This window comes from Pseudomonas sp. WC2401 (assembly GCF_041200115.1).
Classification (GTDB): domain Bacteria; phylum Pseudomonadota; class Gammaproteobacteria; order Pseudomonadales; family Pseudomonadaceae; genus Aquipseudomonas; species Aquipseudomonas fragi.
In genome coordinates this window covers 822,126-847,542 of the sequence record NZ_CP165623.1, presented here as the reverse complement: position 1 = coordinate 847,542, position 25,417 = coordinate 822,126, and the positions used below count along the sequence as shown (strand labels likewise).

Annotated in this window: 27 protein-coding genes; 18 read left to right on the top strand and 9 right to left on the bottom strand. The window is 60.9% G+C overall.

Features of this window, described 5'->3' with window-relative positions; all coding sequences use genetic code 11:
* Positions 1–126: 126 nt before the first annotated feature.
* From AB3G35_RS03755 to AB3G35_RS03730, 6 genes are all read left to right on the top strand, one after another.
* On the top strand, positions 127–990 hold the full coding sequence (locus AB3G35_RS03755) for a YicC/YloC family endoribonuclease (RefSeq protein ID WP_088378678.1): 864 nt from the start codon (positions 127–129) through the stop codon (positions 988–990).
* 13 nt (positions 991–1,003) lie between these two features.
* A complete protein-coding gene (gmk, locus tag AB3G35_RS03750) occupies positions 1,004–1,624 on the top strand; it encodes a guanylate kinase (protein WP_016782706.1) in 621 nt (206 codons plus the stop codon).
* A 168-nt stretch (positions 1,625–1,792) separates the two neighbouring features.
* The gene (gene rpoZ, locus AB3G35_RS03745; protein ID WP_016782707.1) at positions 1,793–2,056 is read left to right on the top strand and encodes a DNA-directed RNA polymerase subunit omega; all 264 of its coding nucleotides are present in this window, start codon (positions 1,793–1,795) and stop codon (positions 2,054–2,056) included.
* A gap of 60 nt (positions 2,057–2,116) precedes the next feature.
* Positions 2,117–4,222, top strand: coding sequence for a bifunctional GTP diphosphokinase/guanosine-3',5'-bis pyrophosphate 3'-pyrophosphohydrolase (spoT, locus tag AB3G35_RS03740; RefSeq protein ID WP_016782708.1), 2,106 nt, complete (start codon positions 2,117–2,119; stop codon positions 4,220–4,222).
* 24 nt (positions 4,223–4,246) lie between these two features.
* Complete coding sequence (locus tag AB3G35_RS03735) at positions 4,247–4,627, top strand: RidA family protein (protein WP_016782709.1); 381 nt, start codon at positions 4,247–4,249, stop codon at positions 4,625–4,627.
* Positions 4,628–4,695: 68 nt separating this feature from the next.
* The gene (locus AB3G35_RS03730) at positions 4,696–5,436 is read left to right on the top strand and encodes a hypothetical protein (protein WP_016782710.1); all 741 of its coding nucleotides are present in this window, start codon (positions 4,696–4,698) and stop codon (positions 5,434–5,436) included.
* A gap of 125 nt (positions 5,437–5,561) precedes the next feature.
* Here AB3G35_RS03730 and AB3G35_RS03725 read toward each other — a convergent pair whose 3' ends face one another.
* Positions 5,562–6,410: an NAD-dependent epimerase/dehydratase family protein gene (locus tag AB3G35_RS03725; RefSeq protein WP_106115667.1), complete on the bottom strand. Its 849-nt coding sequence runs from the start codon at positions 6,408–6,410 to the stop codon at positions 5,562–5,564.
* A 188-nt stretch (positions 6,411–6,598) separates the two neighbouring features.
* Between AB3G35_RS03725 and exbB the strand changes: the two genes are divergently transcribed.
* From exbB to AB3G35_RS03695, 6 genes are all read left to right on the top strand, one after another.
* Complete coding sequence (gene exbB, locus AB3G35_RS03720) at positions 6,599–7,579, top strand: tonB-system energizer ExbB (RefSeq protein WP_029611632.1); 981 nt, start codon at positions 6,599–6,601, stop codon at positions 7,577–7,579.
* A gap of 6 nt (positions 7,580–7,585) precedes the next feature.
* A complete protein-coding gene (gene exbD / locus AB3G35_RS03715; protein WP_016782713.1) occupies positions 7,586–8,011 on the top strand; it encodes a TonB system transport protein ExbD in 426 nt (141 codons plus the stop codon).
* Entirely contained in the window at positions 8,008–8,754 is a 747-nt protein-coding gene (locus AB3G35_RS03710; protein WP_016782714.1) for an energy transducer TonB, read from the top strand. Before exbD ends, AB3G35_RS03710 begins: the two co-directional genes overlap by 4 nt.
* A gap of 162 nt (positions 8,755–8,916) precedes the next feature.
* Positions 8,917–9,837, top strand: a complete 921-nt coding sequence (locus tag AB3G35_RS03705) for a hydrogen peroxide-inducible genes activator (protein WP_016782715.1) — start codon at positions 8,917–8,919, stop codon at positions 9,835–9,837.
* Between the two features lie 11 nt (positions 9,838–9,848).
* Positions 9,849–11,924 carry an ATP-dependent DNA helicase RecG gene (gene recG / locus AB3G35_RS03700; RefSeq protein ID WP_169869601.1) on the top strand — a complete coding sequence of 692 codons (2,076 nt, stop codon included), beginning with the start codon at positions 9,849–9,851 and terminating at the stop codon, positions 11,922–11,924.
* A gap of 75 nt (positions 11,925–11,999) precedes the next feature.
* Positions 12,000–13,394, top strand: coding sequence for an aminoacyl-tRNA deacylase and HDOD domain-containing protein (locus tag AB3G35_RS03695; RefSeq protein ID WP_169844952.1), 1,395 nt, complete (start codon positions 12,000–12,002; stop codon positions 13,392–13,394).
* A gap of 133 nt (positions 13,395–13,527) precedes the next feature.
* Here AB3G35_RS03695 and AB3G35_RS03690 read toward each other — a convergent pair whose 3' ends face one another.
* The 4 genes from AB3G35_RS03690 to AB3G35_RS03675 all read right to left on the bottom strand — a co-directional run bounded on the left by AB3G35_RS03690 (position 13,528) and on the right by AB3G35_RS03675 (position 15,919).
* Complete coding sequence (locus tag AB3G35_RS03690; RefSeq protein ID WP_016782718.1) at positions 13,528–13,908, bottom strand: hypothetical protein; 381 nt, start codon at positions 13,906–13,908, stop codon at positions 13,528–13,530.
* Positions 13,909–14,098: 190 nt separating this feature from the next.
* On the bottom strand, positions 14,099–14,374 hold the full coding sequence (locus tag AB3G35_RS03685) for an HU family DNA-binding protein (RefSeq protein WP_016782719.1): 276 nt from the start codon (positions 14,372–14,374) through the stop codon (positions 14,099–14,101).
* A 189-nt stretch (positions 14,375–14,563) separates the two neighbouring features.
* Complete coding sequence (locus tag AB3G35_RS03680) at positions 14,564–15,712, bottom strand: NAD(P)/FAD-dependent oxidoreductase (RefSeq protein WP_095039722.1); 1,149 nt, start codon at positions 15,710–15,712, stop codon at positions 14,564–14,566.
* A 39-nt stretch (positions 15,713–15,751) separates the two neighbouring features.
* Entirely contained in the window at positions 15,752–15,919 is a 168-nt protein-coding gene (locus AB3G35_RS03675) for a rubredoxin (protein ID WP_003437744.1), read from the bottom strand.
* Positions 15,920–16,122: 203 nt separating this feature from the next.
* Between AB3G35_RS03675 and AB3G35_RS03670 the strand changes: the two genes are divergently transcribed.
* Together AB3G35_RS03670 and ubiA are read left to right on the top strand one after the other, a co-directional pair.
* Positions 16,123–16,686 carry a chorismate lyase gene (locus tag AB3G35_RS03670; RefSeq protein ID WP_083369713.1) on the top strand — a complete coding sequence of 188 codons (564 nt, stop codon included), beginning with the start codon at positions 16,123–16,125 and terminating at the stop codon, positions 16,684–16,686.
* A complete protein-coding gene (gene ubiA, locus AB3G35_RS03665; RefSeq protein ID WP_134050295.1) occupies positions 16,686–17,576 on the top strand; it encodes a 4-hydroxybenzoate octaprenyltransferase in 891 nt (296 codons plus the stop codon). The genes AB3G35_RS03670 and ubiA overlap by 1 nt, the downstream gene beginning before the upstream one ends.
* A 133-nt stretch (positions 17,577–17,709) precedes the next feature.
* Here the strand turns inward: ubiA and AB3G35_RS03660 are convergent, their stop codons facing one another.
* Positions 17,710–20,091 (bottom strand): penicillin acylase family protein, encoded by a 2,382-nt coding sequence (locus AB3G35_RS03660; RefSeq protein ID WP_369782314.1) that lies wholly within the window; start codon positions 20,089–20,091, stop codon positions 17,710–17,712.
* Positions 20,092–20,128: 37 nt separating this feature from the next.
* A complete protein-coding gene (locus tag AB3G35_RS03655) occupies positions 20,129–20,716 on the bottom strand; it encodes a DUF6436 domain-containing protein (RefSeq protein WP_016782724.1) in 588 nt (195 codons plus the stop codon).
* 108 nt (positions 20,717–20,824) lie between these two features.
* Here AB3G35_RS03655 and AB3G35_RS03650 point away from each other — a divergent pair, with 108 nt between their 5' ends.
* Positions 20,825–21,766 (top strand): alpha/beta hydrolase, encoded by a 942-nt coding sequence (locus AB3G35_RS03650; RefSeq protein ID WP_016782725.1) that lies wholly within the window; start codon positions 20,825–20,827, stop codon positions 21,764–21,766.
* Between the two features lie 78 nt (positions 21,767–21,844).
* On the opposite strand, the gene AB3G35_RS03645 is transcribed toward AB3G35_RS03650, so the two are convergent.
* Positions 21,845–22,597: a hypothetical protein gene (locus AB3G35_RS03645; protein WP_086795616.1), complete on the bottom strand. Its 753-nt coding sequence runs from the start codon at positions 22,595–22,597 to the stop codon at positions 21,845–21,847.
* Positions 22,598–22,749: 152 nt separating this feature from the next.
* Between AB3G35_RS03645 and AB3G35_RS03640 the strand changes: the two genes are divergently transcribed.
* From AB3G35_RS03640 to AB3G35_RS03630, 3 genes are read left to right on the top strand one after another with little or no spacing between them, the layout of a single operon-like run.
* Positions 22,750–23,385, top strand: coding sequence for a 2OG-Fe(II) oxygenase (locus AB3G35_RS03640; protein WP_016782727.1), 636 nt, complete (start codon positions 22,750–22,752; stop codon positions 23,383–23,385).
* Positions 23,382–23,876 (top strand): DUF523 domain-containing protein, encoded by a 495-nt coding sequence (locus tag AB3G35_RS03635; RefSeq protein WP_016782728.1) that lies wholly within the window; start codon positions 23,382–23,384, stop codon positions 23,874–23,876. The genes AB3G35_RS03640 and AB3G35_RS03635 overlap by 4 nt, the downstream gene beginning before the upstream one ends.
* Positions 23,877–23,919: 43 nt before the next feature.
* Positions 23,920–24,633, top strand: coding sequence for a carbonic anhydrase (locus AB3G35_RS03630; RefSeq protein WP_016782729.1), 714 nt, complete (start codon positions 23,920–23,922; stop codon positions 24,631–24,633).
* 115 nt (positions 24,634–24,748) lie between these two features.
* Here AB3G35_RS03630 and AB3G35_RS03625 read toward each other — a convergent pair whose 3' ends face one another.
* The gene (locus AB3G35_RS03625; protein ID WP_016782730.1) at positions 24,749–25,384 is read right to left on the bottom strand and encodes a hypothetical protein; all 636 of its coding nucleotides are present in this window, start codon (positions 25,382–25,384) and stop codon (positions 24,749–24,751) included.
* Positions 25,385–25,417: the final 33 nt, after the last annotated feature.

The window sequence follows — 25,417 nt, the reverse complement described above, 5'->3', positions numbered from 1 at the left end:
CCGGCGCTGAACGGCGGTGAAACGTATTTACGACCGACGTCATTTGGGGCAGTTGCCCGCACTGCGTTACAATCTGTCGTCTAACTTGCCGCCAGGCTTAACTCATCCAATCGCGAGGTACCGTCCATGGTGCACAGCATGACCGCCTTTGCCCGCGTCGAAAGCGCCGGCACTCAGGGCACCCTGAGTTGGGAGCTGCGTTCGGTCAACAGCCGCTACCTGGAGCCGCACCTGCGTCTACCTGAATCTTTCCGTGATCTCGAGGGTGCGGTGCGTGAAGCGCTGCGCCAGGGCATTTCCCGGGGCAAGCTGGAATGCACCTTGCGTTTCACGGAAGAAACCACCGGCAAGCCGCTGCAGGTTGACCGCGAACGTGCCGCACAGCTGGTGGCCGCCGCCGAGACCATCGCCAGCCTGATCAAGCAGCCTGCCGCGCTCAACCCGCTGGAAGTGCTGGCCTGGCCCGGTGTTCTGGTGGCCGATGCCAGCGACCCGCAAGCCTTGAACACCCAGGCCCTGGCGCTATTCAAGCAAGGCCTGCAAGAACTGAAAAACGGCCGTGAGCGCGAAGGCGCGGAGCTGGCCCGCTTGATCAGCGATCGCCTGACCGCCATTGAAAGCGATGTTGAAACCCTGCGCGAGCTGGTGCCGCAAATGCTCGCCACCCAGCGGCAAAAGGTCCTCGACCGTTTTGCCGACATGAAGGCCGAGCTGGACCCGCAGCGTCTCGAGCAGGAAATGGTCATGCTCGCGCAAAAGAGCGACGTGGCCGAAGAGCTGGACCGCCTGAGCACCCATATTCTTGAAGTACGCCGCGTACTCAAGTCGGGGGGTGCTGCCGGGCGACGTCTGGACTTCCTGATGCAAGAACTGAATCGCGAGGCCAATACCCTCGGCTCCAAGGCATTCGATCCACGCAGCACCCAAGCGGCGGTCAACCTCAAGGTGTTGATCGAGCAGATGCGTGAACAAGTACAGAATATTGAGTAAGGCATCCCCTGACATGACCCACAGCACTGGCACCCTTTATATCGTTTCTGCCCCTTCAGGCGCAGGCAAGACCAGCCTGGTCAAGGCCTTGATCGACGTTGAGCCGCAGATCCGGGTATCGGTTTCGCACACCACCCGCGCCATGCGTCCGGGCGAGGTCAATGGCGTGAACTATCACTTCGTCGAGCGCGAAGAGTTCGTCAAAATGATCGAGCACGGTGACTTCCTGGAACGTGCCGAAGTGTTCGGCAACCTCTACGGCACCTCGCAAAGCCACCTGCAGCAGACCCTGGATGAAGGCCACGACCTGATTCTGGAAATCGACTGGCAAGGTGCCGAGCAGGTACGCAAGCTGATGCCCCAGGCGCGCTCGATCTTTATCCTGCCGCCAAGCCAGGAAGCCTTGCGCCAGCGCCTGGACAACCGTGGCCAGGACAGCGACGAAATCATTGACGCCCGCATGCGCGAAGCCGTGAGCGAAATGAGCCACTATGTGGACTATGACTACCTGATCATCAACGACGATTTCGCCCTGGCCCTTGAAGACCTCAAGGCCATTTTCCGCGCCAATCGCCTGCAGCAAAAGCGCCAGCAACAGCGTTTTGGCAAATTGCTGGCCGAACTGCTGGGTTAATGAACACTTCCCAAAACCCCTGTAAGGGCTTTACATTGGTGCTTACAGAGGTTTTTGGAGCAGTGGCCGAAAAATCAGCGCTTCCCTAATGGCTGGTGATTTTTTAAACTGTTCAGTCCGCTCGCCCATCCGGGCAGCGCGCATATTGCATTTGCTACGAGGAAGACCATGGCCCGCGTAACCGTTGAAGACTGTCTAGAACACGTGGATAACCGCTTTGAGCTGGTCATGCTCTCTACCAAGCGTGCCCGTCAACTGGCCACCGGCGGTAAAGAGCCTCTGGTGCAGTGGGAAAACGACAAGCCTACCGTTGTTGCCCTGCGCGAAATCGCAGAAGGCCTGATGAGCTACGAGTTTATCGCCAACGCTGAAATCGTCGAAGACGAACCGCTGTTCGCAGCGTTCGAGGACGAGTCCAACGAGGCGAACTAAGCCTATGCCCGGTCGACGTAGCACGGCGAAGGGTAAAAAGTTTTGGCAGGAGGTTTCCTCATGCCGAGCATAGACGCCCTCGCCGATCGCTTGTCGGCGTACCTCGGCCCGGACCAGGTCAATCTGGTCCGCCGGGCGTACTTCTACGCAGAACAAGCCCACGACGGCCAACGCCGACGCAGCGGCGAGCCTTATGTCACGCACCCGCTGGCAGTGGCCAATATCCTTGCCGACATGCATATGGACCATCAGAGCCTGATGGCGGCCATGCTGCATGACGTGATTGAAGACACCGGTATTGCCAAGGAAGCGCTGGTAGCGCAGTTCGGCGAAACCGTGGCCGACCTGGTCGATGGCGTCAGCAAGCTGACGCAGATGAACTTCGAAACCAAGGCCGAAGCCCAGGCAGAAAACTTTCAGAAGATGGCCATGGCCATGGCACGCGACATCCGCGTGATCCTGGTGAAGCTGGCTGACCGTCTGCACAACATGCGTACCCTCGAAGTGCTGTCCGGCGAAAAACGCCGACGGATTGCCAAGGAAACCCTGGAAATCTACGCACCCATCGCCAATCGGCTGGGTATGCACAGCATTCGTATCGAATTCGAAGACCTCGGTTTCAAGGCGATGTACCCGATGCGCTCTGCGCGCATTTACCAGGCGGTCAAGCGCGCCCGGGGCAATCGCAAGGAAATCGTCAACAAGATTGAAGAATCGCTCAGCCACTGTCTGGCCATCGACGGCATTCAGGGCGAAGTCAGCGGTCGTCAAAAGCACATCTACGGCATCTACAAGAAGATGCGCGGCAAGCGCCGGGCCTTTAACGAGATCATGGATGTTTACGCATTCCGGATCATCGTCGACAAGGTCGACACCTGCTACCGCGTACTGGGCGCTGTACATAATTTGTACAAACCCCTGCCGGGCCGGTTCAAGGACTACATAGCCATTCCCAAGGCCAACGGCTATCAGTCGTTGCATACCACGCTGTTTGGCATGCATGGCGTACCGATCGAGATCCAGATCCGTACCCGTGAAATGGAAGAAATGGCCAACAACGGCATCGCCGCCCACTGGCTGTACAAGTCCAGTGGCGACGAGCAGCACACGGGCACCCATGCCCGGGCGCGGCAATGGGTCAAGGGCGTGCTGGAAATGCAGCAACGCGCCGGCAACTCCCTGGAATTTATCGAAAGCGTGAAGATCGACCTGTTCCCGGACGAGGTCTATGTGTTCACGCCCAAAGGCCGGATCATGGAGCTGCCCAAAGGCTCCACGGCCGTCGACTTTGCCTACGCGGTTCACACCGATGTCGGCAACAGCTGTATCGCCTGCCGGATCAACCGTCGCCTCGCGCCGCTGTCCGAGCCGCTGCAAAGCGGCTCCACGGTCGAGATCGTCAGCGCTCCCGGCGCCCGCCCCAACCCGGCCTGGCTCAACTTTGTGGTCACTGGCAAGGCGCGCACCCACATTCGCCATGCTCTCAAGCTGCAGCGCCGTTCCGAGTCGGTCAACCTGGGCGAACGCCTGCTGAACAAGGTGCTCAACGGTTTCAACAGCGCCCTGGACAAGATCCCGGCCGAGCGCGTGCAGGCCATGCTTCAGGAATACCGCCTGGAACAGATCGAAGACCTGCTCGAAGATATCGGCCTGGGCAATCGTATGGCCTATGTGGTGGCCCGACGCCTGTTGGGCGAAGGCGAAGCGTTGCCCAGCCCCGAAGGCCCGCTGGCGATCCGCGGCACCGAAGGCTTGGTGCTCAGCTACGCCAAATGCTGTACGCCGATCCCGGGCGACCCGATCGTTGGCCATTTGTCTGCAGGCAAAGGCATGGTCGTGCACCTGGACAACTGCCGCAATATCAGTGAAATCCGCCACAACCCCGAAAAGTGCATCCAGCTGTCGTGGGCCAAGGACGTTACCGGCGAATTCAACGTCGAATTGCGCGTCGAACTGGAACACCAGCGCGGCCTGATCGCGCTGCTGGCCAGCAGCGTCAACGCTGCCGACGGCAACATCGAAAAGATCAGCATGGACGAACGCGATGGTCGCATCAGCGTGGTCCAACTGGTGGTCAGCGTGCACGACCGTGTGCACCTGGCTCGCGTGATCAAAAAACTGCGCGCCCTTACCGGGGTCATACGCATCACTCGCATGCGTGCGTAGCCATCTAATTACAAGGAGTCACCCATGTCCAAGACTGTTATCACCAGCGACAAGGCACCTGCTGCAATCGGTACTTATTCTCAGGCGATCAAAGCTGGCAATACTGTCTACATGTCCGGTCAAATCCCTCTGGACCCAAAAACCATGGAGCTGGTTGAAGGCTTTGAAGCCCAGACCATCCAGGTTTTCGAAAACCTGAAGTCGGTTGCTGAAGCAGCAGGCGGTTCGTTCAAGGACATCGTCAAGCTGAACATCTTCCTGACTGACCTGAGCCACTTCGCCAAGGTCAACGAGATCATGGGCACCTACTTCGAACAGCCATACCCGGCCCGCGCCGCCATCGGCGTTGCAGCCCTGCCAAAGGGTTCGCAGGTAGAGATGGACGCTATCCTGGTTATTGAGTAACACCCCCCGGCGCAGCGTCTTCATGCTGCGCCAACCCCCGCTCTTCCCGGCTTCAAAAGGATCCCACCATGCGCAAAGCGCTCGTGTTGTCACTGCTCGCCATTGTCTTGGGTGGTTGTGCCAGCGAACCCGCCCGCCGCGACATCAGTGGTGTCTGGATCAACCAGGCCGCAATCGATGCAGCTGCCAATGGCGGCAACCTGCGCGAAGCCCTGCTGGCTTATGGGCCGAACCTGGAATGGGACATCGACGTCAAAAACGCCACCGCCCACTACACCAACGGCTTTGAGTCAGTTGAAGGCAAGCTGCTGCCTGCGGATGATGGCATGTGGCAGGTCAGCTTTTATGGCAGCAGTTCCACCGACTTGAGCCTGGAGGGCGAAACGCTGGTCCAGGCCGAAACGGATGCAGAGCCGCGCCAGCCTTTTGTGCGCTCGCAGGTCAAGGTTGCAAGCGATGCGCCATTAGGCACGAGCTTTGAAACAGCGCTCAACGCCGCCTACCTGGGTGGCCAGTGGCGTGTGGTCAGCGGTGCGGGCAAGGGCAATCAGGTGACGTTCTCGGCAGACGGCCAGGTGACAGGGCTGCCCAACACCCAAAATTATGTGCTGTGCCTAGCGGGCGATTGCGCATCGATGAGCGGCGAATACGATAGCCTCTGGCTGCAGCAAGGTGAAACGGGTGCGGCGCACATTTTTGTTCGCGATGGCCGCAAGCTGGAAATCTTCCAGGCGCTGGACGCCTCGGCGCCAGACGACATGCCCCAGTTCTACCCGGGCAAGCTTGAATGGTCGCTGGAGAAACTGTAAGCCAACCTAATCCCCTGACCTGTGGGAGCGGGCTTGCTCGCGATAAGATCGCCGCGATTTTTCTTTCAAACCGCGCCGCCTGAATCGCGAGCAAGCCCGCTCCCACAAGACCACTCTCAGGCCTGCTAGCCCAAAACCGCTGCATAGCCCTCACGGTAACTCGAATAGCGCGGCTCCCAGCCCAGCGCCTTGGCGCGGGCATTGCTGCAGCGCTTGCTGCCTGCCCGGCGCACGCTCGCTTCGGCGGCCCATTCGGTAATGCCCAAACGCTCACGCAACCAGTCCACCACCTCTGCCAAAGGTGCAGGTGCGTTATCCACACCTATATAGCAATCATCCAGTGCCTTGCCTTGGCGGTCCGCCTCCAGCAGAAAGGCCAAAAGCCCCGCCGCATCATCGGCATGGATACGGTTGCCATACAGCGGCGGCTCAACCGCCACGCGATAGCCTTTGCGCACTTGCCCCAGCAGCCACTCTCGACCCGGCCCGTAGATCCCGGTCAGGCGTACCGCACTGGCAGCAATGCCACTATCCAGCGCCGCCCGCTCGGCATTCAGGATGATCCGGCCCGAGTAGTTGGTGCTCAGGGCGGGTGATGTTTCGTCGATCCACTCCCCGTCTTTTTGGGCGTAAACGCCGCTACTGGAGACAAACAACAGGCGCTTGGGCTGTTGGCCATGCTGTTTGAGCCAGGCCAGGGTGTTTTTCAGGCCGTCTACATACGCCGCCTGATAACCCGCTTCGTCATGCTCGGTCGCCGCCGCGCTGTACACCACATAGTCGATCGGGCCGGTTGGCCATTGCGCCGGGCATTGCTCACTGAACAAGTCGCCCGCCACACCGATAACCCCCGCGGGTAAACGCTCGATGGAGCGGCGCAGGCCATAGACCTGCCAGTCCGCGTCGAGCAGTTGGGTAGCCAGGCGGCCACCGACATCGCCGCACCCGACGATCAATACTGAGGCTTTGGACATCGTAAAAATCCTAATGAAAAGTTACAAAACGACTTGATTTAACACGACCAAAGTCGTGACTTTCGAAAAAAACAGATGCTATTGCTTTTGTTAACAAGAATTACTTGCAATAATAACCCATCATTTTGCCCTTGGTCTTACACCGCGTTGTAGGGCATTACCTCATTACTTTCTCAGGTCCGGCTAGCATGACACGCAATCATCCCACCGCTTCGCCAACCCAGCCTTTGAGCCCAACACGCGTCTGGCGTGGGGTTGCGGCGCTGATGTTCAGCTTGATGTTGGCACCTGTCGCGGCCTTTGCCGACGAGCCTGCTACCCCGGCCGTACACGCGGCCACCGAGGCAGCGGCCCCGGCACCTGTCGCTGCACCAGGTGCGACTGATCCTACACTGGTAGAGGGCGCAGCCGCTCCCGCCGATGACGCTCCGCAAATCGTTGCCGAAGAAGACAACAGCCTGGGCATGGCCCATGACCTGTCGCCTTGGGGCATGTATAAAAACGCAGACATCATCGTCAAAATCGTAATGATCGGCCTGGCTATTGCTTCGATCATCACCTGGACGATCTGGATTGCCAAAGGCTTTGAAGTGCTGGGCGCCAAGCGTCGTCTGCGCAGCGAAATCGCCCAACTGAAAAAAGCCCGCACCTTGAAAGAAGCCAGCGAAACGGCTGGCAAAGAAGGCACCCTGGCCCACCTGCTGGTGCAGGACGCCCTTGAAGAAATGCGCCTGTCGGCCAACAGCCGTGAAAAAGAAGGCATCAAGGAACGTGTGAGCTTCCGTCTTGAGCGTCTGGTTGCAGCGTGCGGTCGCAACATGAGCAGCGGCACCGGCGTACTGGCCACCATCGGTTCCACAGCACCGTTCGTCGGTCTGTTCGGTACTGTATGGGGCATCATGAACAGCTTTATCGGTATCGCCAAAACCCAGACCACCAACCTGGCCGTGGTTGCGCCGGGTATTGCCGAAGCCCTGCTGGCCACGGCACTGGGTCTGGTTGCAGCGATCCCTGCGGTAGTGATTTACAACGTCTTCGCCCGCTCCATCACCGGCTACAAAGCCCAGGTGGCGGATGCGTCTGCTGAAGTGTTGCTGTTGGTTAGCCGTGACCTCGATCACCTGCCGCCCGAGCGCAGCTCGCAACCGCACATGGTGAAAGTGGGGTAATCGGCCATGGGCCTGCATTTAAAAGAAGGCGATGATGATCTCGCCGAGAACCATGAAATCAACGTCACCCCCTTTATTGACGTGATGCTGGTACTGCTGATCATCTTTATGGTGGCAGCACCGCTGGCCACTGTGGATATCAAGGTTGACCTGCCTGCGTCCAGCGCCAAGCCGGCGCCTCGGCCCGAGAAACCGGTGTTCCTCAGCGTCAAGGCTGACCAGCGTCTGTACCTGGGCGAAGAGCCGGTCACGGTTGAAGCCCTGGGCCCGACCCTGGATGCCAGGACCCACAACAACAAAGACACGACGATCTTCTTCCAGGCCGACAAGGGCGTGGACTACGGCGACCTGATGAGCGTGATGGATGCTTTGCGCGCAGCCGGTTACTTGAAGGTAGGTCTGGTCGGACTTGAGACGGCAGCCAAGAAATGACCATAGCGCGCCAAAAGATGACGCGTTACGCAATCAGCCTGGCCGCGGTGTTGGCCATCCATGCAGTGGCAGTAGCTCTTATGCTGCAATGGTCCAACCCGCGGGCAATCGAACTTCCGCCGCAAGCGATGATGGTTGATCTGGCACCGTTGCCAGCACCGCCACCGCCAGCGCCGCCCAAAGTGGTGACACCACCACAACCCCCGGCGCCGGTGGAAGAGTTGCCGATACCCAAGCTGGCCGAAGCGCCTAAACCGAAGATTTCTGTACCCAAACCGGTCAAGCCCAAGCAAAAGCCGCAACCGCCCAAGCCTGTGGAAAAACCGGACCCGGTCAAAGAGAAGCCTTCAGAAGAGAAACCGAGCGACGCAACGCCGACCAAGAACACCAGCGAGAAATCCGCTGCACCGGCCCCGGGGCCGTCGGCGCAACAACTGGCTGCCAAGGCCAGCTGGGAAGGTACGCTGCTCAATCACTTGGGCAAGTACAAGAAGTATCCGCCTGCTGCGCAATCCCGTGGCAAGGAAGGCCTGAACCGTCTGCGCTTCGTGGTGGACGCTGAAGGCAAGGTGCTGTCCTACGAGCTGGTAGGGCGTTCGGGTAACGCTGATCTGGACCGGGCCACCCTGGAAATGATCCGCCGGGCACAACCGTTGCCCAAGCCACCTCCTGAAATGCTGACCAATGGCAGTATCGAGATCGTGGCACCCTTCGTTTATTCCATCGATAAGCGTCGGCGCTAACACCACAAAAGGCACCCCAGGGTGCCTTTTGTGCATCTGGGGTCTGGATAAAAAACCAGTTATAGCGTGATTGGCGACTGTAGCTCTGAGGGCAATGTCTGATAACGTGCGTCTATCGATTGCTGCCGCTATGCTTGGCCCGCAACCAAAGGGACGCCCGCTATGACGCTTACAGAATTACGCTACATCGTTACCCTCGCCCAAGAGCAGCACTTCGGCCATGCCGCCGAACGTTGCCATGTCAGCCAGCCGACCCTGTCGGTGGGTGTGAAAAAACTGGAAGACGAACTCGGTGTGCTGATTTTCGAGCGCAGCAAAAGCGCGGTGCGCGTCACGCCGGTGGGTGAAGCCATCGTGGCTCAGGCGCAAAAAGTGCTTGAGCAGGCCCAGGGCATTCGTGAACTGGCACAGGCCGGCAAAAACCAGCTGACGGCTCCGCTCAAAGTGGGGGCGATCTACACCGTAGGCCCGTACCTGTTCCCGCACCTGATCCCGCAACTGCACCGGGTCGCCCCGCAGATGCCGTTGTATATCGAAGAAAACTTCACCCATGTGCTGCGCGACAAACTGCGTAACGGTGAGTTGGACGCGATCATTATCGCCCTGCCGTTCCATGAAGCCGACGTGCTGACCCTGCCGCTGTACGACGAGCCGTTTTATGTGCTCATGCCCAGCGAGCACCCGTGGACCAAAAAAGACACCATCGACGCCAGCCTGCTCAACGACAAGAGCCTGCTGTTGCTGGGTGAAGGCCACTGCTTCCGCGACCAGGTGCTGGAAGCCTGCCCGACCGTGGCCAAAGGCAATGATGGCGCCATGCACACCACGGTGGAGTCCAGCTCGCTGGAAACCATCCGTCATATGGTGGCATCTGGCTTGGGTATCTCGATCCTGCCGTTGTCGGCCGTGGACAGCCATCACTATGCCCCGGGCATTCTGGCCGTGCGCCCGTTGACCCCGCCGGTACCGTTTCGCACCGTAGCCATCGCCTGGCGCGCCAGCTTCCCGCGGCCCAAGGCGATTGAAATCCTCGCGGACTCGATCCGCCTGTGCTCGGTGGCCAAGCCACCTGCCGCGACCTAAGTGCCCGTGTGATGACCGAGTTGTCGAATGTGTCGGTCACCGCGCTCAAGGGCGTCGGTGAGGCTATGGCCGAGAAACTGGCCAAGGTCGGGCTGGAGAACGTCCAGGACGTGCTGTTCCATTTGCCCTTGCGTTATCAGGACCGCACCCGCGTGGTGCCGATTGGCGCCTTGCGCCCCGGTCAGGATGCCGTGGTCGAAGGCCGGGTCATTGGTGCCGACGTGGTCATGGGCAAGCGCCGCAGCTTGCTGGTGCGCATCAACGATGGCACCGGCGGCCTGAGCCTGCGCTTCTACCACTTCAGCAATGCGCAAAAGGAAAGCCTCAAGCGCGGCACCGAAGTGCGATGCTATGGCGAGGCCCGCCCCGGCGCCTCGGGGCTGGAGATCTACCACCCCGAGTACCGCGCCATTACCGGCGATGAGCCACCGCCCGTCGACACCACCCTGACGCCGATCTACCCCACCACCGAAGGCCTGACCCAGCAGCGTTTACGCCAGCTCAGCCAGCAGAGCCTGGCCATGCTTGGCCCGCGCAGCCTGCCCGACTGGCTGCCGCCGGAGCTGGCCAAGGACTATCAGCTGGCCCCGCTGGATGAGGCCATTCGCTACCTGCATCAGCCCCCCGCCGATGCCGACGTTGAAGAACTCGCCCTGGGCCATCACTGGGCCCAGCACCGGCTGGCCTTTGAAGAGCTGCTGACGCACCAACTGTCGCAGCAGCGCCTGCGCGAGAGCTTGCGCTCGCAACAAGCCCCGGCGTTGCCCAAGGCGAAAAAACTGCCGGAGCAGTTCCTCGCCAACCTGGGCTTCCCCCCGACTGGCGCACAGACCCGGGTCGGCAACGAGATTGCCTACGACCTCAGCCAGCCCGAACCCATGCTGCGCCTGATCCAGGGCGACGTGGGTTCCGGCAAGACCGTGGTCGCGGCGATGGCGGCCCTGCAGGCGCTTGAAGCGGGTTATCAGGTGGCCCTGATGGCGCCCACGGAAATCCTCGCCGAGCAGCACTTCATCAACTTCAAGCGCTGGCTCGAGCCTTTGGGCCTTGAAGTGGCATGGCTGGCCGGCAAGCTCAAAGGCAAGGCACGGGTTACTGCGCTTGAGCAAATCGCCAGCGGCGTGCCGATGGTGGTTGGCACCCACGCCCTGTTCCAGGACAACGTGCAGTTCAAGAACCTGGCGCTGGTGATCATCGACGAGCAGCACCGCTTCGGCGTGCAGCAACGCCTGGCCCTGCGCAACAAGGGCGTCGGCGGGGTGATGTGCCCGCACCAGTTGATCATGACCGCCACGCCGATCCCGCGCACCCTGGCCATGAGCGCCTATGCCGACCTCGACACCTCGATTCTCGACGAGCTGCCGCCGGGCCGTACCCCAGTCAACACCGTGCTGGTGGTCGATACCCGGCGCCTGGAGGTGATCGAACGGGTGCGCGCCGCCTGTGCCGAAGGGCGTCAGGCCTATTGGGTCTGCACCTTGATCGAAGAGTCCGAGGAGATGACCTGTCAGGCAGCTGAAACCACCTTTGAGGACCTTTCCAGCGCCCTGGGCGAGCTGCGCGTCGGCCTGATCCACGGGCGCATGAAAGCCGCAGAAAAAGCCGAAGTCATGGCCCGGTTCAAGGCCGGCGAGCTGCAACTGCTGGTGGCCACTACGGTGATTGAAGTGGGGGTCGACGTGCCCAACTCCAGTCTGATGATCATCGAAAACCCCGAGCGTCTCGGCCTGTCCCAGCTGCACCAGTTGCGCGGGCGCGTAGGCCGGGGCAGCGCCGTCAGCCATTGCGTACTGCTGTATCACCCGCCGCTGTCACAAATCGGCCGTCAGCGCCTGGGCATCATGCGCGAGACCAACGATGGCTTTGTGATCGCCGAAAAAGACCTCGAACTGCGCGGCCCCGGCGAAATGCTCGGCACCCGCCAGACCGGTCTTCTGCAATTCAAGGTCGCCGACCTGATGCGCGACGCCGACCTGCTGCCCGCCGTGCGCGAGGCCGCCCAGGCGTTGATCGAACGCTGGCCCGGCCATGTCAGCCCCCTGCTTGATCGCTGGCTGCGCCACGGTCAGCAATATGGTCAGGTGTAAAAGACCATTCAGTAAATGGCCCGGCGGCCGATCAAGAGCTAATCAAAATCGAGTTGTACAGAACGGATGCAGACCATGACTGAAGTTGCCAGTGCCCTTGCTGCTGCAAGCACGCCATCTGTTATCGGGCGCTTGCTCGGTGACCTGGCTGTTGCCTATCGCAAAGTCCCGGATCACCCGGGGCTCGACCCTGCGCGCAAGGTGCATGCCGTACTGCTCGACGATTCGATCGGCCCCCTGCTGGTGCTGTTCACCCAGAACCATTTACTTGATCTTAACCGTCTGGCCGACTTGACCGGGCGGCGCATGACCGCCGTTGCGCCGGAGCGCCTGCAGGTCTTGCTGGACAAGCATGGCCTGAGCCAGCTGCCGGGCTTGCCGGCGCTGGTCAACTCGCCCTGCCTGTACGAAGAACACTTGCTGCAACAACCCTCGCTACTGATCAGCACGGGCGAGCCGGACCTGTGGCTGGAGATTGCCCAGCAAGACTTCAGGCCTCTGCTCAAAAATGCCAGCGCCGGCCGTTTTGGCGAGCCCTTGGGCGCCATCACGCCTGATCTCGGCGGGGACGATGGCGAGGCCATTACCCGGGCGGTGCAGGCCTTCACGGCGCGGCGTATCCAGCAACGGCTGGAGGCCACCATCGAACTGCCACCGCTGACCGAGAGCGTGCGCAGAATCATGCGGCTGCGCTCCGACCCTGATGTGACCATCGATGAAATCACCAGCGTAGTGGAAACTGACCCGGCGCTGGCGGCGCAGGTCATGAGTTGGGCATCGTCATCGTTTTACGCCTCGCAGAGCAAGATTCGCTCGGTCGAAGACGCCATTGTGCGCGTGCTGGGGGTTGATCTGGTGATCAACCTGGCACTCAGCCTGTCGCTGGGTAAAACCTTGAGCCTGCCCAAGGACCACCCACAATCGAGTACTCCTTACTGGCAGCAGTCGATCTACACCGCGGCGGTGATTGAAGGGCTGACCCGGGCCATGCCCCGGGAGCAGCGCCCCGAAGTCGGCATGACTTACCTGGGCGGGCTGTTGCACAACTTTGGTTACCTGCTGCTGGCCCATGTATTTCCGCCGCATTTCTCGCTGATCTGCCGTCATCTTGAGGTCAACCCCCATGTCAGCCACAGCCTGATCGAGCAACACCTGTTGGGTATCAGCCGTGAACAGATGGGCGCCTGGCTGATGCGCTTTTGGGGGATGCCGGATGAGTTGGCGATTGCCGTACGCTATCAACACGACCCGGCTTATGTGGGGGTGGATGCGCAGTATCCGAATCTTGTGTGCGTAGCCCTGGGCTTGTTGCGCAGCCGCGGAATCGGGCACGGGGCTTGTGCGCCGTTGCCGGATGCGTTGTTCGAACGTCTTGGCGTGCCACGAGAAAAGGCTGAGGCGGTGGTGGGCAAAGTATTGGAAGCTGAAGTGCTGCTGCGCGAGATGGCGGCGCAGTTCGGTCAGGCTTGAATAGCTAAAAGCACAAGCCCTCACCCCAACCCTCTCCCGGAGGGAGAGGGAGCTGATTGTCGGTGTTCTTGAAATCGCGCGCGGTCAGTTCCCTCTCCCTCTGGGAGAGGGCCAGGGTGAGGGGCTCTTGATCTTAAACCTTGGCCTTTTTACGCGGCTTGAGGTACTTGGTCAGGCCCTGGAACCAGATCACCAGCGCCGGATTGCCCTTGATCTGAATCGACTTGTCCTGAATCCCGGTCATAAACGCCAGTTGCTTGTTTTTTGCCTGCAGCGTGGCGAAGCCGTAGGCGGCATCTTTAAAGGCGATGGCAAACGCCGGCTCCGGGTACAGGCCGCCGTGGCTGGTGATGCGCTGGTCTTTGACCTTGAAATGACGGGCCACTTTGCCGTCGAGGGTTTGCAGCTGGAACACCAGATCCTTGTCCACCAACTGTTGCTGGAAAGCAGGATTGTTGCGGCTGGCTTTGCCCATCAGAAAGCCCAGCATCCAGAGCAGAAAACGAAATTTCATTTACGCGGCCTCGGGGAATTAAAAAATGGCCGGCGCAGTGTAACGATTTGAGCGAAGAACGCCATGTTTCTGAATAGATAGGCGCAGATGGGCTGGATTTTGCCACTTATGGCCGCACAATCGACCCGTGTTTTATCAAGAATGGGCTGCTGGCAGGGCCAGCTTGCCCATTCTTCATGCCGCCAGCGCCTTAAGGGTTCACGCTGTCCTTGAGGAACTTGCCCGGCTTGAACGCGACCGTGTTGCTGGCCTTGATGGTGACCGGCTGACCGGTTTGCGGGTTTTGCCCCGTACGGGCACCGCGATGGCGCTGGATAAAGGTGCCAAAGCCGACCAGCGTGACGCTGTCCTTGCGATGCAGGGCCTGGGTGATTTCTTCCAGCACTGCATTAAGAACGCGGTTGGCTTGCTCTTTGGTTAGGTCGGCCTTTTCAGCGATAGCTGCGGCGAGATCGGGTTTACGCATGATGAAGCCTCTTTGACGGTTTTTTGTTGTTATGTCCGTGCTGCTCTCTACGGAACAGCGCCCAAGGCGCCGCAGGCTCTAAACTGCGGCAGACCGGTGTGAGAATGGCACGCGCCCAAGGTCGGCGCCAGCCTCTGCACAGGCTTTGTTGAGTCAAGGCAATGCCATATACGACAGAGTAGGCTGTGTTTACGCCAAAAGTGCAGGCAGCTCTTTGTTTAGCGCCAGTTTTTCGCGAACGGCTTCCCCCGTCAGGGCATAACCGAGCAACTTGCCCTCTGCGTCGCGGCACAGCGCCTTGATATCGCCACCCTGGCCTTCCACGGTCCACACCCCTTCGCAGCCACGCGGCACAGGTGACACCACCAGCGGGCACACCGGGGTTTTCACCGTAATGGGCATGGCCCCGTAGCTGACGGCGGTCGGATTGCCTGCCAGGGTTTGCGCCAGTGCACGGGCGCAACTCATCAGCGGCATCACATACAGCAGGTTAAGGCCGTCAACTTCGGCACAATCGCCCAATGCATAGATATTGGTGTGGGAGGTTTTAAGCTGACGATCCACTTCAACCCCGCGATTGACCTTGATCCCCGCCGCCGCGGCCATATCGATGCGCGGGCGCAGGCCGATGGCCGACACCACCACATCGCACGGCACGACACTGCCATCGGACAAATGCGCCTCCAGCCCGGAGTCAGTGCGTTGCAGGCGGGTCAGCACCGGGCCCAGGTGAAAGCGCGCGCCCAGGCCTTCCAGACCGGCCTGCACCGCCGCGGCAGCAGCAGGGTGCAACAGGGTGGGCATCACTTGCTCGCAGGGCGCGACCAGGTCGACCTCGTAGCCGCCTGCGATCAGGTCATTGGCGAATTCGCAGCCGATCAGCCCGGCTCCCAGAATCAACACGCGGCGCTTGCCGGCCGCTGCAGCGCGAAAGCGTGCGTAATCTTCCAGATCGTTGATCGGGTAGATGGCGTCCTGGGCATCACCCTCCACCGGCACCCGCACCGTTTGCGCGCCCCACGCCAGGATCAGGTCGCGATAGGGCACGGCCTCTTCGCCGATCCACAATTGCTTGTGGCCCGGGTCGATACCGCTGATACGGGTGTGGGTGCGCACCTGGGCCTTGAGCTGCGTGGCCATTGCCTCGGGCGTGGCCATGCTCAGGCCGTCGGCCTCCTTGTTCTTGCCAAAGCCGGTGGACAGCATCGGCTTGGAGTAAGAACGCCCGTCATCGGCCGTGATCAGTAGCAGCGGGGTTTCGCTGTCCAGCTTGCGAAACTCCCGGGCCAGGTTATAGCCGGCCAGCCCGGTGCCAACGATCACGACAGGTGCGTTCATTCCAATCTCCAAGGGTCAATCAGGTTTTAAAAGGGTCGATCAGTTGATTTCAATCATCTCGAAATCCATTTTGCCGACGCCGCAATCCGGGCACAGCCAGTCTTCCGGCACGTCTTGCCACAGGGTGCCGGGGGCGATGCCGTCATCCGGCCAGCCGTCGGCTTCGTTATAAATCAGTCCACATACAATGCATTGCCACTTTTTCATCGGGGTAATTCCTACAGGTTCAGGCATGGACGAGGCCGCGAACTTCTCGATGCTGGCCGGGCTGCTCGTCAAATTCAGGGCGTTTTGTACTGATGACCACAGGCAGATGCAAGCACCAATGCTGGCAAAAGTCCCTTGGCCGCTCATTCGAGGAGCAGCGTGATAAGCTCGCTGGCCTCAATGGCTGCCAATTATGACCCACCGTGCCGCACTTAACGTCTCCGCTTATCTCCCCCGTCTGGCTTGAGCAAGGCCAGTTGCCTGCGTTGCCGGACGCACAGACCCTGGACTGGCTGTTTGACGAAGGTTCGCTAACTCGGCGTCTCACTATAGTTTCAGATAACTCCTTCAGCGTACTTCCGCTATTTGAGGGCTGGCAGGTGTTGCGCCCGGACGAATGCGCAGCGCTGGCCCTGCCACAAGGCGAACAAGGCTGGGTGCGTGAAGTGTATTTGCGCGGGCGCGGCGAGCCCTGGGTATTTGCCCGCAGCGTCGCGGGCAAAAGCTCGCTGGAAGATGGCGGGCTGAACATGGACGAACTGGGCACCCGCTCGCTGGGCGAATTGCTGTTCAGCGACCACGCCTTTGCACGCGGCGCGTTGCAGGTCTGCCACTACCCGCGTGAATGGCTGCCGCCGGCCGATCAGGCCGATCACCTGTGGGCCCGCCGCTCGCGCTTTGTGCGCGCAAAACTGAGCGTGCTGGTGGCCGAAGTGTTTTTACCCAAACTGTGGGCCGCCCTGGGTGCCCGGTCGGAGAACAACTGATGTACACGCGCCTGCTCAAATCCCTGAACCGCCTCAACCCTCGCGCCTGGGACTTTATCCAGCTGACCCGCATGGACAAGCCCATCGGCATCTACCTGCTGTTGTGGCCCACCCTGTGGGCGCTGTGGGTGGCGGCCAAGGGTGTGCCCTCGCTGGGTAACCTGGTGATCTTCGTGCTCGGGGTGATCCTGACCCGCGCCGGTGGTTGTGTGATCAACGACTTTGCCGACCGCAAGGTGGATGGTCACGTCAAGCGGACCGAACAACGGCCGATGGCCAGCGGAAAAATCAGCAGTAAAGAAGCGCTGGTGTTCTTTGCGCTGCTGATGGGGATCAGTTTCCTGCTGGTGCTGTGTACCAACGCCCAGACCGTGTGGCTGTCATTCGGCGCGCTGGCGCTGGCGGCCACCTACCCGTTCATGAAGCGTTACACCTACTACCCGCAGGTGGTACTGGGCGCGGCGTTCTCGTGGGGCATACCGATGGCCTTCACCGCCGAGACCGGCAGCCTGCCGGCTGCGGCGTGGTTGCTGTACATCGCCAACCTGCTGTGGACCGTGGGGTATGACACCTACTACGCCATGACCGACCGCGAAGATGACCTCAAGATCGGCGTCAAATCCACCGCCATCCTGTTTGGCGATGCCGACCGTGTGATTATCCTGAGCTTGCAGGGGCTGGCCTTGGGCTGCCTGCTGCTGGCGGGTTCGCACTTTGAACTGGGTGGCTGGTTCCACCTTGGCCTGCTGGCAGCGGCGGGCTGTTTTGTGTGGGAATTCTGGTATACCCGCGACCGCGACCCGCAGCGCTGCTTCAAGGCCTTCCTGCACAACCACTGGGCGGGGTTGGCGATTTTTGTGGGCATCGTGCTCAATTATGCGGTGGCTTGAGCCCCTGCCCCGCGAGTTTTTTCAACGCTGACCCAACCCCTGTGGGAGCGGGCTTGCTCGCGATGCGGACAGCGCGGTGGCGCTGCAAGACCGCGACGATCCAGTCGCGAGCAAGCCCGCTCCCACATCGGCCTTACCCCGCTGGCACCAGCCGCAAGGTGCTGCGGGTATTGAGCTGGATTTCGTTTTCGTCCATATGCGGTTTGTCGTAATCACCCTCGATGTAGGACTCAGCCTGGTCGCGGTAGTGCTTGTCGAACGGCACGCCACTTTGCCCGACCGGGTTGATGGTCAGCCCGTGGGACGGCTCGGCAAAGTCGATCAGGCGCCGGGTAGACGGGCCGTAGCTCACTGGCCACGGGGCATTGCCCAGTTTGGCGCTGAGGTTGTTGGGCACTTCGTGGCCGCCGGGGGCGGCGAAGGGGCCGACGTTGAGCAGCCAGTCCAGGGGCTTTTGCCGCCCCAGCGGATGTTCATGGGTCAGGGTGTGGGCCACGCCCCAGCGCCATTGCCCGGGGTCGTCACCCAGGGTGGCCTTCAAATGGGCGATGCTGGCCTGCCACGCCACCTTGACCGTATCGGCGCGGGTTTCTGTGCGCGCGGTGCTGCGGTTGTCCCACCACGGTGAATCCGGGCTGGCCGCCAGGCGCGGCAAGGCAGCATCGATCACACGCGTAGTCAGCATGGCATCAAAAAAACTGTCGCCCAGTTTGTCGCGCATGGTGGCCTCTGTGAGGCTGTACAAAAACTGGTTGAACAAGGTCGCCGCAGTTGAGTCCAGCGGGTAATCGCCCTTCCACTGTGCCAGTTGCTCCACCAGTTTGCGTTCGCCCGGGTCCGTGACCACTTCGCGCAGCACCGGCAACAGGGGCTTGAGCACACGCTGCGCGTAGCCCGTGGCAGTCCCCAACTGCAGGGCCTGGCTGTTTATCAGGTTCCACTTCACGCTGGCATCGCTGAGCTGGCGATCAAGCTGCTGGCCGCGATCGGCCAGGTTGTAATAACCGGGAATCTCGATGCCGGCAGGCGACAGCGGCTGAAAGTTGGCCGACACGATATAGCCCCGCGCCGGGTTTTCTTCCTGGGGGTTGGCGCTGAACGGGTAAAAACCGTCTTTATCGGCCTGTGAGGTGCTGCCATCGAGGATGAATGCCGGGTTGACCCCCGCCGGGCGTTTGGGCAACTGCGCTGCTGCCCACCATCCGATATCCCCCTTGGCGTTTGCCCACACCAGGTTCAGCCCCGGCGCCTGAATAAACGTCGCTGCCGTACGCGCCTTGCTCAGGGTGTCGGCGCGGTTGAGCTGGTAGAAGCCTTCGAGGATCGGATTTTTCGTCTCCAGAAAGCCCCACCACATGGCAATCGGGGTGTTGCCCGCCGTGGCGCCCAGCACGTCATTGATAATCGGCCCGTGGGGCGACTGGCGCAAGGTGAGGGTCACCGGCGCCTCGCCCTTGACGGCAATCTGTTGGTCGCTGCGGGTCATGTCGACCCACTGGCCGTGGTACCACACCTGGTTGGGGTTGGCGGGGTTGGTCTTTTCCGCGATCAGGTCCAGGTCGTCGTTCTGGAACATGGTCAGGCTCCAGCCAAAATCGCGGTTGTTGCCTAGAAACGCGAACGGCACCAGCGCCTGATGGTAGCCATACAGGTCAAAGTCCGGGGCCGAGAGCTGGGCCTCGTACCACACGGATGGCACGGCAAAGCGAATGTGCGGGTCACCCGCCAGCAGCGGCTTGCCGCTTTGCGTGCGTTTGCCCGACACCACCCAGGCGTTGCTGCCTTCAAACTGCGGCAAGCCTGCCTGGCTCAGGGCCTGATCGCTCAGTTGCGCCAACGCCCCCAGGGCTTTCCAGTCACTGGCCGCCAGCGCCGGGGCCAATACACCCTGGGGTTGCCAGTCGAGGTCAAAAATCTTCAGGTAATCGCTGCCCAGTTGGTCGCGCACATAGGTTAGCAATGGCTCTGTGCGAAAGGCGGCGGCAAAACTGTAGGCCATGTACCCGGCGACGCTGATGGTGTCTTCGGCCGTAAAGGGCCGTGGCTTGATGCCCAGCAGGTCGAACTCCACGGGCCTGGCGTGGTGGGCCTGGTACTGGTTGATGCCGTCCAGGTACGCCTGCAAGGCCAGGAATGCCGGCGACTGCGGGTCCAGCTCAGCCAGGTAGCTGGCGGCCCGCTCACGGATCCGCAGGCTGCGAAACAACTTGTCGGTATCGACCAGCTTTGGCCCCAGCACTTCGGCCAGCTCGCCCCGCGCGAGACGGCGCATGATTTCCATCTGAAACAGCCGGTCTTGCGCCTGGACATAGCCCAGGGCGCGGTACATGTCGGCCTGGTTGCCTGCGCGGATATGCGGCACCCCTCGCTCGTCATAACGCACCGTCACCGGCCCTTGCAGCGTCGCCAGCGCAACCTGGCCCTGACGCGTGGGCAGTTTGCTTTGCACATACCAGAACCCGCCACCCGCGAGGGCGGCAACGACAACGGCGATAACGGTCAGGCTGCGTTTCATGGAGCAATTCCTTGTTCGGGTCGTGGGCGCCACAGCGTTATGGCCGGGCAGAGCGCTCGTCCTGCCACGCGCAGTAACAGCCCACCGCCATCGTGTGCGTGGCCTTGACCGGGCGCCCCTCGCTCAGGGCTTGCAGGATCGGCTCGATAAAGCTGTTGCTGGCATTGCAGGTGGCACCTTCGCTGTAAGGGCCGAAGTAGGCCAACTGGCCGCTGCGGTCCCAGATGGCGACCGCCGGGCTGGCGCTCAGGCGCTCGGCGCCGGGCAGGCTGTGCAGGGGTTTGATGGCGCCCAGGGTGGCGGGGAGCTGACCGCGGCTGCCGGGCTTTTGCAGCGAATAGAACTCGACGCCTTGGGGCGCGTAATGAGCCAGCAGCTCGCTGAGGTGCTGCTGGTTGCCGACGTTGCACGGGCAAGCCGGGTCCCAGAAGTGCACCACGCGGATTGCCCCGGGGCCGGACAGCTCGGCGGGCAGGCTGAGGATGTCCCCGGCAAATACTGCGGTCTGCTCGCTGAAGGCGCGAATGTAGCGGCCCTGGAACCAGTCATAAGCGGCCCACAGCCCCGCCGCGCAGATCAGCGCCAGCAGGCAGGCCAGCAGGGTTTTGGGCGTGGGCAGCGGCATGCAAAAGCTCCTTGAAGGCCGCGTAGCTTGCCATGCCTGACCTGACAGATGAATATCGATGGTCTATAAAGCCTGTTTTGCGCGCCCGCGCCCTGTCTGGAAGCCCCTATGCCTGCCCCGTTTTCTCCCGATTCCTTGCGTGCCAGCCTGCAGCCGTTGGCCGCCGGGCAGCCGCTATCGAGTGAGGCGCTGGCGTACCAGCGTTTTTACGGGCTGGATTTCGCACAGCGCTCACCGGCAGTCAAACGCCAGTTGGGGCGCTTCAATGCGGGCGGTTATGAAATCGTCAGCCAGGTGTGGTGGCCTGATGCCCCGCCAGTGGCCACGCTGTTTGTGATTCACGGTTTTTACGATCACATGGGGCTGTATCGGCATGTGATCGAGTGGGGGTTGAACCGCGGGTTTGTGGTGATTGCCTGCGACCTGCCAGGGCACGGCCTGTCCAGTGGCGAACGGGCCAGCATCGATGATTTCGCCCAGTACCAGGCGGTGCTGCAAGGTCTGTTTATCGAAGCTCAATCATTGCAATTACCGCAGCCCTGGCACTTGTGCGGGCAGAGTACGGGTGGGGCCATTGTGCTCGATCACCTGCTGCGCTACGGCGAGCAAAGCCCGGCCCAGGGCAAGGCCATTCTGCTCTCGCCGTTGGTACGGCCCAAAGACTGGGGCTGGTCAAAACTCAGCTACTACCTGCTGCGCCCGTTCGTAAAAGGCATTGCCCGGCGTTTTAGCGAGAACTCCAACGACCCGGCTTTCTTGCCGTTCCTGCAAGCCGACCCGCTGCAACCGCTGCGTTTGCCCACGGCCTGGGTGGGCGCGCTGGCGCGCTGGATCCCGCGAATAGAGAACGCGTCGCCGAGTGCGCGTCAGCCTTTGGTGGTTCAGGGCCAGGCCGATAAAACCGTGGATTGGCAACATAACCTTGAAGTGCTCAAAACCCGGTTCAATCAGCCCCGGGTGCTGTTGTTGCCTGAAGCGCGGCACCATCTGGCGAATGAAACGGCCGCAATACGCGAGCAGTATTTCGGCTTTCTGGACCAGTATCTCTGAGACTGACTCTTGCTGCAGGAGCTGGCTTGCCTGCGATGCCATCGCGAGCAAGGCCGCTCCCCCAAGGGCACCGTAGTTTTATGGGTTCAGGTTTGCAGTGCTTTGCCCCACCGCCAATCCGGCGCGAACTGCAGCCAGAGCAGCCTGATAATAGGTCTTGCCGTCAGGCGACTGGGCGAAGGTGACGAACTCTTCCAGTTCCGGGTCAGACAGGTCGCGATACACATAGAGCAAGGTGTTATCCAGCTCACCGCCGATCTGATCCATGAGGCGTTGGCGCTGGCTGTTCAACATGCTTTGCGCTTGCCCGCCGCCCAGTAGCCCGGGGATCATCGAACTCAAGCTGTCAGCGGCAACACCGGCAATTGCCAGGCTGACCTCGGCCCCGGCTTCCCGCGCAGGCAGTGCACGGGACAAATGATTGATCAGCAACTGGCGGGTGGCGTCAGCCTCCATGCGCGGCAGGCCCTGGGCGTGCTGGGCCAATTGGTCGCGGCGGGTGGCCAGCAACTCGGCAGAGACAATCTTGCCGCCCAGGGGCGAGCGAAAAAACATCAAGGCCGGCTTTGGGTCAGGCAAATTGCTGCGCATCTGGTCCCTGGCACGCTTGTCCATCGCCGCAGCTTCAAAGCGCTGGTTGCTGTTATTGACCAGCGCTTGATAGACCGCAGGCGGCAAATTGTTGCGGTAGCGTTCCTGGGCAGCGCTCAGTGCGTCATTGAAGTGCGCACGTTGTTGTGGCCAGCCGGCGACCGTAAACAGATCATCGAGGTTATCTGCCCATGCGGGTAACGTACAAAACATCATTAACAGTAAAAACAAGCGGTGCATGGGGGGCTCCTGTCTGCAGGGCGCTATTGTCCGGGTGTGGCGTAGGACTTGTCGAGAATTCCTCTCGCTCTTGTAGGCTTAAAATGCCCAAGTGTTTTTTTTCGACGTTGGCAGCCAGACGGAGCTGTCAGATTTTGAGGCGGCTCGATACTATGCGCGCCATGCACATACCCTCTGATCACCCGCTGTTGCTACGCATCGTCGACGACCTGTATACGCAGGGATGGTCACAGCAAACTATCTTCCTGCCCGAGGCTCTGACCCTCGAACTGGCGGCTGAGTGCCATAAACGTTCTGCCGAGGGCGAACTGACCCCGGCAGCGGTAGGGCGCGGCGTGACGCAGGAGGTCCGCGAAGGTATTCGCGGGGACCATATTCAATGGTTGGAGCCGGGTGAGGCTTTGGCCTGCGACAGTTACCTGGGGTTGATGGAAAGCCTGCGAATCGCCATGAATCGCAGGCTTTTTTTGGGCCTGGAGGACTTTGAAAGCCACTTTGCCCTGTACCCGCCGGGGGCTTTCTACCTCAAGCATCTGGACCGTTTCCGTGATGATGACCGGCGCATGGTTTCGGCCGTGGTCTATCTCAACCAGGGCTGGCTGCCTGAGCACGGTGGGCATTTGCGCATGTACCTGGACGGCAATGTCGACTATGACGTGTTGCCAACGGGTGGTTGCCTTGTAGTATTTCTCTCGGGCGAAATCCCCCACGAAGTCATGCCTGCCACCCGTGACCGCCTGTCGTTGACCGGCTGGTTTCGCCGTCGCGCCACCGAGGTGTTTGTATGAGCCCCAAAGTATTGGTCAGCCGTTGCCTGCTGGGCCACCGTGTGCGTTACGACGGCGGCGCCAGCGGCCCCTATGCACAACTGGCGCAATGGCAGGCTGAAGGCCGGGTGATTGCCCTGTGCCCGGAAGTAGCGGGGGGCTTGCCCACGCCACGCGCTGCAGCAGAGATCCCTGGTGGCCAGGGCGTCGAGGTGCTCGCGGGCAAGGCTGCGGTCATCACCACCGAAGGCGAAGACGTAACCGAGGCGTTTGTGTCCGGGGCGCGTCAGGCTCTGGCGCTGGTTGAGCGTCATGGCATCCGCCTTGCTATTCTCAAGGCCAACAGCCCGTCCTGCGGCAACCGGCTAACCTATGACGGCAGCTTTAGTGGGGTAAAAGTCGAGGGGCAGGGCGTAACTGCGGCCTTGTTGACCCGTGCCGGAGTACAGGTATTCAGTGAGCTGGAGCTGGAAGAAGCGGCCAAAGCACTGGGTATTTTGACGGAGAAATGACTTCAGGTAACATCCGCTACCACTTTTGCCCAGGGATACAACGATGACTGACAAGCCTAAACCACAGGCCTCGGCCGCGGCCGAAAGTGCCGACACAGCACTGCACCATATCGTTGATGGCTTTTTGCACTTTCATCACGAAATCTTCCCTGAACAAGAAGCTTTTTTCAAAAAACTCGCCACGGCGCAAAACCCGCGGGCGATGTTTATCGCCTGCGCCGATTCGCGCATCGTGCCGGAGCTGATCACCCAGAGCGCACCGGGCGATCTGTTCGTGACCCGTAACGTGGGCAACGTTGTACCGCCTTACGGCCAGATGAACGGGGGTGTTTCCACGGCCATCGAGTACGCGGTACTGGCACTTGGCGTGCAGCACATCATCATTTGCGGGCATTCCGATTGTGGCGCGATGCGCGCCGTGCTCAACCCCGCCAGCCTGAAAAAAATGCCGACGGTAAAAGCCTGGTTGCACCACGTGGAAGTGGCCAAGACCATGGTGCAGGACAACTGCAACTGCGCGAATGAATCGGAAAGCATGCATGTGCTGACCGAAGAAAACGTGATTGCCCAACTGCAGCACTTGCGCACGCACCCGTCGGTGGCGTCACGCATGGCCAACGGGCATCTGTTTATTCATGGCTGGGTGTACGACATCGAAACCAGCGCCATCAAGGCCTACGATGCCGACAAGGGCGCCTTCCTGCCGCTGGACGGCACCAGCCCGATCCCGAGCGCGACGCCCAAAGCGCGGTTTTAAGCGGCATGATCGGTGGGAGCGGGCTTGCTCGCGATGGCTTCAACGCGGTCCGTCAGTTAAACCGCAGCGACTGCTTCGCAGGCAAGCCAGCTCCCACAAAAAGCCTGCAAAAATCTTACAACGCCAGGCCAACGCCCAATTGCTTGGACAGGCACGGCCAGCGCTTCCAGGCAGCGCCGGTCTCGGGGCTGGTCAGGCGCTCGCGGTAGGCCTCGACCGACTCCAGGGCAAAGCTCTCTTCGTTGAGCATCAGGTCAACGGCATGATGCACGGCGGCGTCCAGCTGGTTGGCGAAGTCTTCGCCGATCAACTGGTGGGCAATCAGGTTGGCCACGGTCATGTCCAGCGGAATCAGCGGCTGCTGGAAGTGCTTGATATAAAGATCGTTGACCTCTTCGACCAGGCGGTGCGCCAGGTAAGCCTCGTCCAGCAAACCCTCCAGCCCTTCGTGGCCATCGAGCAGCGGCAGTGGCTGGGCAAAAAACTGCTCGGCGATTTTCAGGATGGGCGTTATCTGCGACTCGATACCGGCTTCACGGGCAACTTCATTGGCCGCATCAAGCAAGTCGGGCACCTGGTCGATATAGGCGCTGACAAAACGCGTCATCACCACATTACGGTCGACTTCAGGCAGTTGAATAGCGGTGTGCAGGTGTGGCAATTGAGCGGCCAGATGCTTGGCGAGCAGGCCCGTGCTGGCCTCATGTTCTTGGGCACGCGAGATCTGCACGCGGATGGCGGCGGTGTTCATGGGAACTCCAGGGGGGGTGTCAGGCAGGGAGGT

Excerpts from the sequence above, each read along its gene's own strand:
- AB3G35_RS03685 (WP_016782719.1), bottom strand. The coding sequence starts at position 14,374 with ATGCGTAAACCCGATCTCGCCGCAGCTATCGCTGAAAAGGCCGACCTA.
- AB3G35_RS03655 (WP_016782724.1), bottom strand. The coding sequence starts at position 20,716 with ATGCCGCTGCCCACGCCCAAAACCCTGCTGGCCTGCCTGCTGGCGCTG.
- recG (WP_169869601.1), top strand. The coding sequence starts at position 9,849 with ATGACCGAGTTGTCGAATGTGTCGGTCACCGCGCTCAAGGGCGTCGGT.
- AB3G35_RS03635 (WP_016782728.1), top strand. The coding sequence starts at position 23,382 with ATGAGCCCCAAAGTATTGGTCAGCCGTTGCCTGCTGGGCCACCGTGTG.
- AB3G35_RS03680 (WP_095039722.1), bottom strand. The coding sequence starts at position 15,712 with ATGAACGCACCTGTCGTGATCGTTGGCACCGGGCTGGCCGGCTATAAC.
- AB3G35_RS03660 (WP_369782314.1), bottom strand. The coding sequence starts at position 20,091 with ATGAAACGCAGCCTGACCGTTATCGCCGTTGTCGTTGCCGCCCTCGCG.
- AB3G35_RS03645 (WP_086795616.1), bottom strand. The coding sequence starts at position 22,597 with ATGCACCGCTTGTTTTTACTGTTAATGATGTTTTGTACGTTACCCGCA.
- AB3G35_RS03735 (WP_016782709.1), top strand. The coding sequence starts at position 4,247 with ATGTCCAAGACTGTTATCACCAGCGACAAGGCACCTGCTGCAATCGGT.
- AB3G35_RS03705 (WP_016782715.1), top strand. The coding sequence starts at position 8,917 with ATGACGCTTACAGAATTACGCTACATCGTTACCCTCGCCCAAGAGCAG.
- AB3G35_RS03730 (WP_016782710.1), top strand. The coding sequence starts at position 4,696 with ATGCGCAAAGCGCTCGTGTTGTCACTGCTCGCCATTGTCTTGGGTGGT.
- AB3G35_RS03675 (WP_003437744.1), bottom strand. The coding sequence starts at position 15,919 with ATGAAAAAGTGGCAATGCATTGTATGTGGACTGATTTATAACGAAGCC.
- AB3G35_RS03710 (WP_016782714.1), top strand. The coding sequence starts at position 8,008 with ATGACCATAGCGCGCCAAAAGATGACGCGTTACGCAATCAGCCTGGCC.
- AB3G35_RS03695 (WP_169844952.1), top strand. The coding sequence starts at position 12,000 with ATGACTGAAGTTGCCAGTGCCCTTGCTGCTGCAAGCACGCCATCTGTT.
- exbD (WP_016782713.1), top strand. The coding sequence starts at position 7,586 with ATGGGCCTGCATTTAAAAGAAGGCGATGATGATCTCGCCGAGAACCAT.
- spoT (WP_016782708.1), top strand. The coding sequence starts at position 2,117 with ATGCCGAGCATAGACGCCCTCGCCGATCGCTTGTCGGCGTACCTCGGC.
- AB3G35_RS03625 (WP_016782730.1), bottom strand. The coding sequence starts at position 25,384 with ATGAACACCGCCGCCATCCGCGTGCAGATCTCGCGTGCCCAAGAACAT.
- AB3G35_RS03640 (WP_016782727.1), top strand. The coding sequence starts at position 22,750 with ATGCGCGCCATGCACATACCCTCTGATCACCCGCTGTTGCTACGCATC.
- AB3G35_RS03725 (WP_106115667.1), bottom strand. The coding sequence starts at position 6,410 with ATGTCCAAAGCCTCAGTATTGATCGTCGGGTGCGGCGATGTCGGTGGC.
- rpoZ (WP_016782707.1), top strand. The coding sequence starts at position 1,793 with ATGGCCCGCGTAACCGTTGAAGACTGTCTAGAACACGTGGATAACCGC.
- gmk (WP_016782706.1), top strand. The coding sequence starts at position 1,004 with ATGACCCACAGCACTGGCACCCTTTATATCGTTTCTGCCCCTTCAGGC.
- AB3G35_RS03650 (WP_016782725.1), top strand. The coding sequence starts at position 20,825 with ATGCCTGCCCCGTTTTCTCCCGATTCCTTGCGTGCCAGCCTGCAGCCG.
- AB3G35_RS03755 (WP_088378678.1), top strand. The coding sequence starts at position 127 with ATGGTGCACAGCATGACCGCCTTTGCCCGCGTCGAAAGCGCCGGCACT.
- AB3G35_RS03630 (WP_016782729.1), top strand. The coding sequence starts at position 23,920 with ATGACTGACAAGCCTAAACCACAGGCCTCGGCCGCGGCCGAAAGTGCC.
- ubiA (WP_134050295.1), top strand. The coding sequence starts at position 16,686 with ATGTACACGCGCCTGCTCAAATCCCTGAACCGCCTCAACCCTCGCGCC.
- AB3G35_RS03690 (WP_016782718.1), bottom strand. The coding sequence starts at position 13,908 with ATGAAATTTCGTTTTCTGCTCTGGATGCTGGGCTTTCTGATGGGCAAA.
- exbB (WP_029611632.1), top strand. The coding sequence starts at position 6,599 with ATGACACGCAATCATCCCACCGCTTCGCCAACCCAGCCTTTGAGCCCA.